13 protein-coding genes are annotated in these 11988 nt (G+C 66.2%); all 13 read right to left on the bottom strand.

The annotated features are described in order from the left end of the window. Nucleotides 1-408: 408 nt before the first annotated feature. Nucleotides 409-825, bottom strand: coding sequence for a DUF6197 family protein (locus tag ACYVF7_RS33905; RefSeq protein WP_460348739.1), 417 nt, complete (start codon nucleotides 823-825; stop codon nucleotides 409-411). A gap of 98 nt (nucleotides 826-923) precedes the next feature. Then, nucleotides 924-1349: a hypothetical protein gene (locus ACYVF7_RS33900; RefSeq protein ID WP_460348737.1), complete on the bottom strand. Its 426-nt coding sequence runs from the start codon at nucleotides 1347-1349 to the stop codon at nucleotides 924-926. A 528-nt stretch (nucleotides 1350-1877) separates the two neighbouring features. Then, nucleotides 1878-2075 (bottom strand): hypothetical protein, encoded by a 198-nt coding sequence (locus tag ACYVF7_RS33895; protein WP_460348735.1) that lies wholly within the window; start codon nucleotides 2073-2075, stop codon nucleotides 1878-1880. Nucleotides 2076-2177: 102 nt separating this feature from the next. Continuing rightward, on the bottom strand, nucleotides 2178-2957 hold the full coding sequence (locus ACYVF7_RS33890) for an RNA ligase family protein (RefSeq protein WP_460348733.1): 780 nt from the start codon (nucleotides 2955-2957) through the stop codon (nucleotides 2178-2180). Nucleotides 2958-3088: 131 nt separating this feature from the next. Next, on the bottom strand, nucleotides 3089-3541 hold the full coding sequence (locus ACYVF7_RS33885; protein ID WP_460348731.1) for a hypothetical protein: 453 nt from the start codon (nucleotides 3539-3541) through the stop codon (nucleotides 3089-3091). A 660-nt stretch (nucleotides 3542-4201) separates the two neighbouring features. Next, the gene (locus ACYVF7_RS33880; protein ID WP_460348728.1) at nucleotides 4202-4726 is read right to left on the bottom strand and encodes an NUDIX domain-containing protein; all 525 of its coding nucleotides are present in this window, start codon (nucleotides 4724-4726) and stop codon (nucleotides 4202-4204) included. 662 nt (nucleotides 4727-5388) lie between these two features. After that, on the bottom strand, nucleotides 5389-6912 hold the full coding sequence (locus ACYVF7_RS33875; protein ID WP_460348726.1) for an ATP-binding protein: 1524 nt from the start codon (nucleotides 6910-6912) through the stop codon (nucleotides 5389-5391). A 74-nt stretch (nucleotides 6913-6986) separates the two neighbouring features. Beyond that, the gene (locus ACYVF7_RS33870) at nucleotides 6987-7724 is read right to left on the bottom strand and encodes a hypothetical protein (RefSeq protein ID WP_460348724.1); all 738 of its coding nucleotides are present in this window, start codon (nucleotides 7722-7724) and stop codon (nucleotides 6987-6989) included. 348 nt (nucleotides 7725-8072) lie between these two features. Then, on the bottom strand, nucleotides 8073-8318 hold the full coding sequence (locus ACYVF7_RS33865; RefSeq protein WP_460348722.1) for a hypothetical protein: 246 nt from the start codon (nucleotides 8316-8318) through the stop codon (nucleotides 8073-8075). Between the two features lie 63 nt (nucleotides 8319-8381). Then, nucleotides 8382-8678: a hypothetical protein gene (locus ACYVF7_RS33860; protein ID WP_460348720.1), complete on the bottom strand. Its 297-nt coding sequence runs from the start codon at nucleotides 8676-8678 to the stop codon at nucleotides 8382-8384. A gap of 658 nt (nucleotides 8679-9336) precedes the next feature. Beyond that, nucleotides 9337-10008, bottom strand: a complete 672-nt coding sequence (locus ACYVF7_RS33855; RefSeq protein WP_460348717.1) for a hypothetical protein — start codon at nucleotides 10006-10008, stop codon at nucleotides 9337-9339. Nucleotides 10009-10098: 90 nt separating this feature from the next. Beyond that, nucleotides 10099-10650: a hypothetical protein gene (locus ACYVF7_RS33850; RefSeq protein ID WP_460348715.1), complete on the bottom strand. Its 552-nt coding sequence runs from the start codon at nucleotides 10648-10650 to the stop codon at nucleotides 10099-10101. A gap of 366 nt (nucleotides 10651-11016) precedes the next feature. Then, nucleotides 11017-11910, bottom strand: coding sequence for a methyltransferase domain-containing protein (locus ACYVF7_RS33845; protein WP_460348713.1), 894 nt, complete (start codon nucleotides 11908-11910; stop codon nucleotides 11017-11019). Between the last annotated feature and the right edge of the window lie 78 nt (nucleotides 11911-11988).

The raw sequence follows: 11988 nt of genomic DNA, 5'->3' as shown, positions 1-11988 counted from the left end.
GCACGACGACGGCGCTACCGCCGAGATATCAGCCACAGCCACCTCGCCGCGATCGTGTCCACGCCGACGAACCACATGGTGTCCTCATGGTCAAACGGCGTGAGTGCCGAACGAAATGCCCGTCTGAACCATGGCAAGGAACGCCCCTTTCCCGTCAGCGACCGGAGCAAGCGATCAGATTATTGATCACGCCGGAATTTGCCGACCGGAAGTGCCATGGCAATGGTGTAGATCCCCGGGCGGCCGATGGAGACAGTGATCACCAGTTCTGCCGGGGACGATTGTGAGCATGAAAACGCCGGGCCGCCGCATCATCGCTGCGACGGCCCTGACGGTCTGGTGACTATCTTCGTTTCCTGACAGCGAGCTTTCTGGCTGGAGTGGGCGTCAGGTACGGCACGGGCGAATTCAGGCGTACACGAACTCCGGAACCGGTACGGTGCGTGGCTGACGCTGCTCGGCGCGACGGATCGCCGCGGCGAACCAATGCTGGACATCATTCTGTGTCGTCATGGACTGATCGTTGGCTTGGATCGCATTGACGTATCGGCGGTTCGGGGGATTGAACGGCATGAGAAGGCTGTCGTGCAACCGCTCGATGCGGTCCCATATCGGGTCGGACAGACGCAGCCAGACCTCTGTGGCGCCGTCTTCGGCATGATCGGTGCGGATCACCCCTCCCAGCACCAGGCCGATCGCGCCGACCAAGTCGACGCGACCGGAGCCATTCGGGTCGATGAGCGCGCCTTTGTGCATGCCGCGCCTAGTGAAGATCTGCCGTGCGGCCTGTAGCACCTGCAGGTCGGAAAGAGCAAGGAAGTCCATCGAAGGCTCCTCTCGGTGATGAATGGCAAGGACGCTGGGGAAGACGGACAGATGAGCCGGTGGGACCGAGCCGGGCCGGTCCCACCGGCATGCGACCGTCAGGCGTCCGCCATCTCGGACTTCGGTGCCGCGGAGCCCGCCCCGTCAGTGTCCGTCGCATCGGGACCAGGCGTGGTGATGGTGGGCAGCGTGGTGACCTTCTCGACCGAGGAGATGATGAACGGTGCCTGGTTCACCCCGCACCGTCCCTGCTGCCAGTGCGTGGCGTACAGCAAGTCGTGGGAACCGACCCGGATGAAGTCGCCCAGCTCGATCCTGGCTTCGACGATGGTGCGGATCACTGCGGGATCCTTCGTGAAGCACCTGACGGGCAGTGCCTCGATCTTGGGGCCGTGGTCGTCCCAGCGCCGCACCAGCACGGTAACGAAGATCTCGCAGATCTGGCTTTCCCCGTCGTCGAAACTGGCGACGCGAGGATCCTGGCTGGCGTGGCCTGCGATGACGGCCTGGAAAGTGTCCTGCATGGGGTCCTCCTTGGTGGGGTGTCGGGGGTTGGCCGCCTGGTGGCGGCTTGTGTCTGTGGATTCCGTCCCGACCTAAAGACGGGGCGGCGGCGCGTCGTTGTGGGCCCGCCACCGGGTGGCCCGGGGCGGTGAAGATGTTTTGGTTCCGCGCGCCTGAACGGCGCGGTGCCGGCGGAGCCGGCTCCGTTGGCCGTGCGCGCGGGCCAAAAGATCTTGACGGCCCGGTACGTGGACCGGTGATGTGCCGCAGTGCAACACGGTCGGGAGTATGGGCGTGCCACCCGGTGGCGGGAACGCGGCGGCGTGACGCAACCTGTCCCAGGTCGGGACGGGGTTCGCAGACAGGGCCTGATCACCACGCGGTCATCTCCGACACCCCGCACAAGGACGCCATCGAAGGCACGCACCATCACAACGGCCAACGCGACGGCCGCCTGACAGTGGATGACGCGCCGGCCGTACGGGTCATAGCCGTGGTGGAGGTGCAGCGTGGTTTCGTGCTCAAAGAACAGGTGGTTTTGTTCGCGTCTACCAGGAACGTTTCTCGATGAGTTCCGCCAACGCCTCCACCTGCGGCTGTTCCGTGTCGATGAGATTGGGTATCACCGCGAGTTCGATCCAGCCGATGGTGGAGGCCCGGCCGCAGAGCTCGCGCTCCAGGGCCTCACTTACCAATCCGGCATCGGCCGGGGAGAGCTCGAACGTGGGAAGGGCGCGGTGGTCCATCGTTACCGCCCGGTGGGGTTGATGCCCTGCGGGCATCAACCCCACCAGGAGTGTCCCGTGGATTTCGTCTGAAGCGAGCGCCCTCGCTCGGTGGTTCGGGCCTCACCGCCGCTGCTGACGGCGTTTCAAGGTGCGCTCGTAGTCCTGGAAGCGCGCCTTGGCGATCCTTGAGCGATCGAAGTTGCGCAGCACCAGGCCCTCCGGCCGACCGCCGGCCGTCTCGTCCAAGCCCGCCTGGGACTCGGGAAGATGTTTGGTCAGGAAGGCCGACATGCCTTCCACGTCCTTCGGCAGGTCCCCGCCGCTGACGACGGTCAGGCACGGCACCGCTGCGATGTTCAAGTTCTTGGTGAGGTTCTGCAGGGCGTCCACGTTGAGGAAATCCTGCCCGCCGTCCTCACGCCAGGAGGAGATGCGTTGGCGTTCCCAGCCCAGGACGTCCATCTCGACCGAGTTGAGGTCGAACAGCCGGTACCCGACGGTGCCTTTCGTGCTGTACTGCTTGGATTGGCCGCTGATCTTGCCGCCGTAGACCTCCAGGTACAGCGTGACAATCGGCCGGTGAGATTCGGAGTGGTCGCTCTCGACGAGGCGTTCGGCCAGTGGCTTCAGCGCCTTCACGATGCCCTGGGCTGGGTTCGCGACGCGGTCACCGCGGGCGTACAACAGTTCCTCGCGGGAGCCGATGAAGTAGTCGTCGGAGCCGGGGAGCAGGACGATCCGGCCGTTCGTGCCATCGATTTTCTCCGTCAGGTACGTGATGCCGTCGAAGCCGTCGAAGGTCGTCAGCTCCTCGGTCAGCGCTCCGCGCTCCCCGAGGGCGTGGTACGTGAGGATCGAGGGGTACTTCGTCGCTGAGTTCAGCTCGTCGATCTTGCTCATGTCGAACATTCGGCCATTTTCGAGCATGTTCATGTCGAATACCGAGCCTTTTTTTGGAGCACATTGCGGTTGCTGGAGTGCCGTCCCGACCGCCGCTCGTAGTGAACGGCGGTCGGGACGGGGGAGATCTTCTACGCACGGCCTTGGGTGAGGATGAGGAAGGCGAGATCGTAGAGGGCCTCATCCCCTTGGTCGCTTACTTCGCGGATCTCGGTGTAGTCGTCGCTGCTACGCAGGTTCCGTTTCAGGTCGGCGAGCGTGAAGGCGTGGGCGGTCATGATTACCGGGACGTAGGCGTCGTCGTATGGGCTGCCACTGAAGGTGCAGGCAGGGATTTCGGTGATCCTCGGGTCCACGAAGTCCCGCAGGTAGCGGGTGAGCGACTCATGGAAGTCTTTCATGATCGGCACGATCACGTCGTCGCGCTTGCCTGCGAACCAGGCCGCTACCAGCTCGGTGGAGGCCTGACTCATCCGGAACTTCGCGGCGTCGCTCTCAACCCACCGGGGCATGATCTCGGCCGCCGCCCGAGGCCGATTGGACAGGTCTGCGGGCAGAGCCGGCAAAGGAGTGATCTTGGACATGGTGCACCTCCGGTGTGAGGGGGTTCGTCGACGCTGTCCGATTCGCACGGGGAAGAGCGGGAGTCAAGGGGCGGCGAAGCCGACCGCGTAGCGGCGCCGGCAGGCGCACTTGGCACCCGTTCTTACCTGTGCCTTCATCGGAGCGTTGATGAAGCCTTCGCAACGGAGGTGCGTTGGAGATGATCGCTCTCGAGCCAGGTAACGAGTGAAACTCGCTGCGCCGTTTCCTGCCGGTGGCGTGGCGGAGCGGCGGGTACGGTGTCGCGGATTTCGCGGCCGAGCCGTCGTCCTCGATCGCGTTGGGGGTCCAGTTCGTCGGGGCACGCCCGCATCGCCGCTGTGACCTCTTCGGCGGTGTATTCAGCCAGATCGGCCCATTCCCGACACGCGACGGTGATCACGTGCTTGGGGCCGGAATCACACCTCGAGTCCTTCACCCGCAACATCGGCACCGCACTACGCCAGTTGATTGAATCTCGGCTGGGCACCGAGCTTGCGGGCCCTCGCATCGCGCAGCTCGGGGTCGAGTCTGGCGTCGCGCTCATAGCGCATCGGCGCACAGAACCTCCGCGAGTTGTTCGCCTACATCCTCGACACGAATTCGGCCGCCAAGCCCAGAGCTTCACCCCGGGTGTCCACACCCGGGGTAAAGCTTATTGATCATCTTCGTGCGGTGATGGCGAGAATGAGGGCGGCGCTGGGCGCACAGCCGATCCGGCCATTCGCCGCAGCCGTCACGGCGTAGTCGAACGGGATCCGCCGTACCCGCAGATCGGCCTCGGTGTCTTCAGGCATGGGCGGTCCAGCAGTCAGGTTTTCGGCGGCCCACAGGTGCACTCTCACCGTCGTCAATCCAGGGAGCGGATACATCGCGCCGTAACTCGTCCACTCACCGCCTCGGTAACCGGTCTCCTCAGCCAACTCGCGCCGGGCTGCGTCGATGCTCATCTCACCGGACTCAATGCCGCCTCCGGGCAACTGGAGCAGTCGGCCCGCCAGGTAGTGGTGCTGGTCCACCAGGAGCAACTTGCCGTCGACGATCGCGGCGACCCGCACCAGGTCGGCAGCCTGCACCCAGTCGTAGACACCAGTTGTCCCGTCCGGCCGCGTCACCTGGTCTCGACGGACCTCCAGCCAAGGCGTCTTGAACACCAGGCCGCCATCGTGCCGTTTCCACGGGTTCATGGGATCCGATGCCGCCGCCCGTGCCTCATCCGCCGCCGCGGCGGTCCTCTGTGCTACTGCACCACCTGTGCCGAGGTTGAGGCGGCTTGTTTCCCTTTTGTGGAAGGGTTCTACCGCCTGCCCGAAGTCCGCACCTTCGTTTACCTCCGAGTTTTTGTTCTGCCGCGCGGTATGTTGCGTGTGTCTTGTTTGCTATGGAGCCGCTTGTGAATCTCCCGATTCGAAAGGGGACCGTGGACTGGGGCTCGATTCCGTCAGCATCATCGTGAGCGCGTATCCGAGACGGACGCGGCTGGCGGGGTGCTGGGACGATACTGCGTTGGTCGAATCCGGTCGCGGGGACGTCCCACACCAGAACCCGCCACTTGGTGTCGTATTCGTCTCCGTGCAGGAGGTACTCGACCTGCTCGGGCGATGCGGCGACGATGTGGTCCAGGTAGGCGTCAAGTATGGATTTTGCCGCCGCAGTGTGCGTTGTGGTGGGTCTCCAGCCAGTGTCCGTTGCCGGTTGAGTCAGGCAGTCGTGCGGGGTATCCGTTCGAGGTCGAGGCCGGTGCGCTCGCGCAGCGGCACCTGCAAGAGGCACGCGGGAGCGGTGCGACGGGTTTGCCGTCGGCCGTTGCGCGCAGGGCGGTCGGCGCGTCTGGGATCGACTGGCCGGGTCATCCGCAGAGCGGCGTCGAGGTCATCCGCAGAGCGGCGTCGATCTGCGCTGGGCCGGGACGGTCGATGTCGGCCAGATCTGCGAGTGTCCAGGCGACACGGACCGTGTGGTCGGCGGTGATCGGGGTGAGGAACCCCTTGCGAAGGTCGTCCTGGAGGTCCTCCATCGCGCCATCGGTCGGGGGAAACCAGCGGTACAGGTCGTTTCGGGAGACATCATTGTTCGTTCGCCACGGTGTCCTGGCCAGGCGATGCCGGGCACGGGAACGTGCCGCTCCGACACGCTGTGCGACGACCGCGCTCGGCTCGGCGCCGGCCGCATATTCAAGGATCTCGTCTGGTTCGGGAACCGGAAGATCGAGGTGCAGCGGTACCCGGTTGAGGATCGGTCCGTCAATCCGGGATCGGTAGAGCGCGCGCTGCTCGGGTGAACAGGTGCACGAGGTGAAATGCAGCGCGCACCGGCAGGGCGATGCCGTCATGGCGAGCAGGAACCGGGCAGGGAACTGTGCGGTCCTGCCGCCAGCGCTGATCGCCACGGCCTGGGTCGCGAGTACCTCGTGTAGTCCGTTGAGGACCTCCACAGCGAACTCGGTCACGCCCTCCAAGAGGAGAACCCCCTCATGGGCCAGCGAGACGACACCGGGGACCGGGCGACGATATTCGGCGCTCCCGCTCATCATCGGCCACGATGTGCGGGGGCTCGGTGACTGCAGCGGCGGCCTGATCATCAGGGGCGCCGTTGGGTCATGCCGACCGGCGATGGAATACAGGCTGGTGACCTGTCGTGCCTGCTGCCCGCCCAGGCCGGGGAGGAGACCCGCGAGCCCGGCCGCTAGTCGGGTACCTCCAGCAGCAGGCGCTCCCATGATCGACAGATGGTGGTGCTCCGCGGCGGCGACCTCCACGACCTGACGCGCGTGTGCTGGGGCGATGACGTCCTGCAGGTCGAGGTGATGGTCGGGTCGGAGGGGAGCGGACGCCACCGCGGTGGCCTTGGCCAGCGCGCCTTCACGCAACCAGGTGGTCACTTGGGCGAGCGTGGTAGCACCGAGGACGGTGATGTTGCCGGCGAGTGCCGCTTCGGCGGCGTTGGCCGCGGGGACGACGATGTGGCTGAAGCCTGCGGCGGCGGCTCCGCTTGCTGCAGGCAAGGCACCGCGGACAGGGCGTAGATGTCCGTTCCCATCCAGTTCTCCGAAGAACGCCCAGCTGCGTGGCGGAGCCGGCATCGCCGGGGCGGTGCTGAGAACCGCCACGGCGATCGGCAGATTCACCGTCGTGTCCTTCGGCAGTGCCGTCGGCAGAATGCCGACCATCACACCCGGCATCGGCCCACGGTGCTCGCTGCGGGACAGGGCTGCGTGAAGGAGATCCCGAGTCGGGGCGACGCGGCGGTCCTCCAGGCCGATGATGTGCAGCCCGGGGGCACCTCGGGAGACGGTCGCGTGAACATCAACGATGTGTGCTTGAAGGCCGATCAGGGTGATCCCGCGTACGCATGCGCTGAACGAATCGCTCATCCAAGGCTCCTCATGCTCGATCGGGCGGCGTGCTGTCGAGCTGTGTTCCTGGTCTGCGGGCATTTTGATGCGCGTCAGGCCGCGATGCCGCAGCTGGAAGCCTCGATGCGCATTCGGAGTTCATGAAGTGTTAGCGGACGTGATTTCCCGCCGACCCGGACACGCAGGATGGCGACGTCTCCCAGTTCAGCGCGAATTTCCTGCTCCTGCCGTTCAGCCTCAAGGAAACGATCGGGATGGGTGCGCAGCAGCAACGCCCAGTGTCTTTGTCCCGCACGTACGCAAACTCCACCGCAATTATTGTGGGTAAAGCCGTCTTCGTAGAGCTTCGGCGGCTTGACCCCGGAGGCGCGGGCCGCATCGAGCATCTGCTCTTTGCTTAGAAACGGTGCGTCGCACATCGGATAACGGGTGCGCCATGGAGCCCAGCCCTTCTCGATGGGCGGCACACGGCGGGCCTCCGACCGGTCGATTCCGATGTAGAGGACCGTAGCTCCTGGGGCGTGGTGTTCTTCCAGCCATGTTCGGCATGGTTTTTGTTTAAGATGGTGCGAGCAGGGCGCGATCCGGGAATTCCCGAGGAACCTTTGGTCTCGAAACACCTCGAATGGAGTGCGGCCGTCCGCGACGACGGTAGGTTTTATCCCGAAGTATCTGCCGCTGTCGATGAGAAAACGATACAGGTCGGGGTCTTCGACCAAGGTGTCGGCGAACAGTAGAACCATTCTGTCGGTGCCGTACTTTTCTGCAACGCGTTGAGCGGCGGAGAAACTGCCGATTCCGCCGCTGAACTGCACAACGTGTGTCGTCATCGTTCCTTCACACGAAACCGAAAGGGCGAGTCGTCCTGAGGCGGTGAACCGGAACGCGTCGGCTCGCCGCGGCGTCGCCGGTCATGAATGGACCCATTCGGAGCCCATGCCATCGGATATGCTGCACCGACGGTGACGTTCTCGCTGGGGCGGGCGCAGATTCGGAGCGGCGTGATTGCCGACGCCCGTGCAGCTCCGGCACTGCAGAGTGGCAGGACCTACAGAGAGGACCGGGATGGAACCGGCGACGTCGCCATGCTGGACGACCGTGCGCCGTGAAGACTAGGCGGACTTCTCCTGCGCAAGGTGCTCACTCAGCCCGCCGCGTGCGGTCGTGGTAATACGGCCTCACGGTCTCTGTAGAGCCACGACCGCGGTGATGACGCAGTGGACGTCTAGGGAGATCCACACCTGCGGTGACGCCCCTGCGGGCAGGAGCGCCGCCACGTCGGCTCGGAGCCGGCGGTCCCGGCCGAAATCCCACTGATGCGACGCGTCCGCGGACTCGAAGTCCTCATTCTCGAAGTAGTTCACCGCCAGCCGCCGGCATTTCTCAGCGTACCCGTCCATTCTCTGCAGGTGCGTAGAGGCCACCGCAGAGCCGCCACGATAACGTGGCCGTTGCCTACGCCTTTCACAACGTTGTCGGTCGTCGCCTTACCCGCTGCGGTGATCGGTTGGTGTAATCTCTACGTCGGTCACCGAGACGACCTGTAGGCCGTGAGTGTGGTGCCAGTCCTCGGCTATATCGGCCAGCAGTGTTCGCCGCGCCGGTGCGTCCTGTGCGCGGATCGTCGCCAGCAACGTCACGTAGTCGTGATCAGCCCCTCCTTGCAGCTTTGCCTCGGCTGCGAATTCTGCAAGACCTCGTGCCGGAATCTGGGTCGTCATCCGCTTGGTAACGGTCCATTTAATCGAGATCCAGGAGTCTGGATAAATCTCAGTCCTGCTCATCGGCTACCTCGTACGTGGAGTCGTTTAGATCCTCTGTGCCGGTTGACGAGATCGCTCGCCAACACGATAAATTGCGGTCCGAGCCGGAGCCCACTTGGTCGAAGCGACCAATTCCCGGTGTCAAATGGCCCGCATACAGCTGATATCTGCCCAGGTCGAAGGCGTCGTCGACCTCGATGGGTCATCCGGCCTCGAAGAATGCCGTTTCCAACTGGTCTCGTAGGTCGGCGGCCATGATGGTCGGCGCGGCGTGGTCGACGGCCGCGGCGGTGTGTCGTCTTGCGGCGGTGTACGGTTCCCCGGGTGCGCGGCACGCTGCCGGGCGGCGAGCTTGGCTTTCCTATCGCGCGTCATGTGGCTACGGTTCTTCCTCACGACGAGCCCACGCGCACGCCGTGGTGGTAGCTAGCACACACGGTCGGAGCAACTATCGCGAGAGTCTGAGACCCTTGGCCGTTTCGAGCGGACGATATGCGTGGCATCAACCTACGGTTGAGGCATTCGCAAGACTGCCGTGGCATAACCATACGAGATCACTGTCTGATTTGCACGGGCTGTTCGTCAGTCGGATGCATTTGTCCGCCTCACCGTGGCAACATTCTGAGAACGTCCTTTTCCGGTGTTCGGTTGTGACGGCAGACCTTCCCGGATGCTGCAGTCAGCGGTGGCCGCGACGGTGGTGGCGGGGGCGGGTGCCGCGCGGGCAGCGCGGACGGCGGGCTAGATACGCAGTCACGTGACGGCGCTCATCCAGCAGTGCATACAGGTCGGCCTGCCCCGCGCTGAGCGTGATGTTGCCGAGTTGGTCGCCGAGGTCGTGGGCCATGATCTGCACGACTCCATCCAGACCGGTCAGCTCGGCGGGCAGCAGGTGCGCGGCCCCGGCCTGGCCCGCGCGGGCGTGGGTGCGCCGGCACCGCCGTTCGATGCGGGCCGCCAGGGCGTAGAGCGCGGGGACGTCGCGGCGCCACTCAGCGCAGTCACCGCACGAGCCTCCGCAGTAGTGCACACACATGACAGCGCCCAGGGAGTCTGCGCCTTCCTCGAGTGCGAGAGCGATCTCCCGCCAGCCGTTCACGGTATGCACCAGTGTGAGACGACGGGTGCGGTCACCGAGCCGGGCCTGCAGCTGTTTCGCCAGGTGCCGCCAGGTGATGGAGGCAGCATCTGAGGCGGCGCACGAGTCGCAGATGCTCACGACCGCGTCCGAGCAGTCGCATCCGCCGCGATTGTCGTGCTCGGCGGCCGCGCTGGTGAGGCCGTAGACGACCAGTTCCCAGTGGCGGCGGGGGAGGGTGAGGGTCACCGGGGCGGTCCCGTTGTGGCGCATGATGCAGCGCTCCTCTCATTCAGCAGGCGGGTCAGCGGCGGCGGCCGCGTGGGCGGGGACGGGTGCCGCGGGGACGCAGCGGCCGGCGGTTCAGGTGCGCGGCGAGCGCACGGCGCTCGTCCGACAGGGCGTTGAACCGTTGCCAGTCCGTCGCGCGCTCAGGCTCAAGACTGCGAATCTCGGACAGGAGCAGCTCGTGCACTTCGTCCAGGCCAGCGGTGAGAAGGGCTGCGACGCGCGGCCGGTCGGCGCGGGCGGGCGTGCGTCGGGTCCGCCGGCCGATGCGGGCGGCCAGCGCGCGGACCGTACGGGCGTGACGCCGCATGCCGGAATCACGGCCCACACGGCGGCGACCTCGTGCAGGGCGCGGGCGATCTCGCGCCAGGTCGCGGCGGAGCGGACCAAGGTGATGCGACCGCTGCGGGCGAACAGCCGGCACCGCAAGTCCAGTGCGATGACCCGCCAGGTGTCGGCCAGGTCTTCGCTGGCGGCGCACCGGTCACATACGCGACCGGTGTCCTCCAGGCAGGGGCACCACCGGTGGAACTCGAACAGGTCGGCGGCGCGGACGAAGGCGGCGAACACGTCGTCCCAGTCGCGCCGGGTGAGGGTGATGATCACGGGGATGGCGGCGTGGCGCATGGCTTGGTACCTCCATGGGCCGCTGGGAGGCGCATGGGCGCGCCTGCTTCTCCGGACCGTGGCCCGGCGAAAGCCGCAACGCCATGCCGGCGGCGTGGCCGCCGGCGTCCTCGCAAACACGGGACCTGTCCGTGCGGCCACGCCGCCGGCATGGCAGGCTGAATCGCTGGGCCCGGTCCGGAGAAACTCGCGCGCTATGGGATCGGGTGGGCACCGAAACTGCCTCTTAAACGCGGGCCCGTTGCGGGACGTTTCCGAGACGATGCTCGGCATGACGACCGCCCCCGTAAGGGGCTACTCCTGCGGCCCGAAAATCTCCTCGACGAACAGCGCTGTGGGCAGGTCGGACAACGTCTGGATCCGCACCTAACCGAGTGCCGGCGGGTGCTCGGCTGGACGGCGTCCCCAGGCCGAGATCAGCGGTGCGAGTGTCAGGTCGAGTTTGCCCGCGTGGATGGCGGCCAAGTGCGCGTCGATCTCGGCGTCGTCGGCCAGGCCGGCCGCGAGCAGCTCGCCGCGCACGTGCCGGATGGTCGCCGCCTCCAGCCGGTCGCAGGCCAGCCCGCCGACCGGGAAAGAGCCTGCCGCGGCGACATCTACCAAACCGGCCTCACGCAATGCCCGCGGCAGTGTCCGGCCGTAGCGCAGGTCCGCGCCGCGGCGCGTCAGCAGCTCCCGGACCGCGTCGCGCAGCCGGTTGGCCCGCCGCTGCGCCGGGCCGCTGTCGTCCAGGCATGCCAGTGGCTGCAGAGCGGTATCGGCGTCCTCGACCAGCAGCCAGCCGCCGGGCCGCAGCGCCGCCGCCATCGTGGCCAACGCCCGAGCCCGGTCGGGTACATGGACCAGCACGAGCCGGGCGTGCACCAGATCGAACGTCCCCGGCTCCGGGGGCGGATCAGCGGCGACGTCGTGCCGGCGCACCTCGTACCCGCCGCCTGCCTTCAGCCACGACGGGTCGATGTCCGTGGCCAGCACGTGCCCGGTCGGACCGACGGCCGCCGCGAGCGCCTCCGGGATACTGCGGCCACCGGCCCCCACCTCCCAGCAGCGCGAACCAACCCTGACCCCCAGTCGATCGAAGTGCCCCCGCGTCACACCGTCGAACAGCTCGGCCAGCCAAACGAATCGCTCGCCCGCCTCGGCGCGCGCGTTGTCCAGCAGGTACCCGCGGGCGGGAGCGGGCTCTCCACCGAGCGCGGTAGTCCCGCCTATCGGTTCCGGTCGGCCACCGACGTGCGGCGGGCGGGGCGAGGAGGTCATCACTACATGGTCACCTCCCGAGACCACCAGCGCCACGACGACGGGAGAGGGGTATCTCACACGGCCAGCGAACCCCGC

This window comes from Actinoallomurus acanthiterrae, assembly GCF_054775715.1.
This window is presented reverse-complemented; position numbering and strand designations above follow the sequence as displayed.